Here is a 311-nt window from a genome sequence, read left to right as displayed (position 1 = left end):
GTCGTTAGTAGGAATGCCACGACCGCGCTTGAGCATCCGCTGAAGCTGAGCTGATTTGGCCAGATGCCTTTGCGCGTTGCGGCTTCGGTCATTGCCACTCTTATCAAGTTATAGGCAAGCAGTAATCCCCATAACTCTTGTTCAACCATGTCAGGACGCTTGCTCCTAAGCGTATATTCACTGTTCAGTAGCGTTTGTTTCATTTCGCGATACCCTAACTCAATCTCCCAGCGATGGGTGTATAAGTCTACAATGTCGTCACTGGGGTAGCGCATTACATCGGTAAGCGAGGTCAGAATTCGGCACTCTTT

The 311-nt window shown here is 49.2% G+C and carries 1 protein-coding gene; it reads right to left on the bottom strand.

Annotated features, from left to right (window positions below):
- Positions 1-311: IS4 family transposase (locus tag JV36_RS0112450; protein WP_032139777.1), on the bottom strand; the 311-nt coding region annotated here is incomplete at both ends.

The sequence above is a fragment of the Alteromonas sp. LOR genome (assembly GCF_000753865.1).
GTDB lineage: Bacteria > Pseudomonadota > Gammaproteobacteria > Enterobacterales > Alteromonadaceae > Alteromonas.
This window is presented reverse-complemented; position numbering and strand designations above follow the sequence as displayed.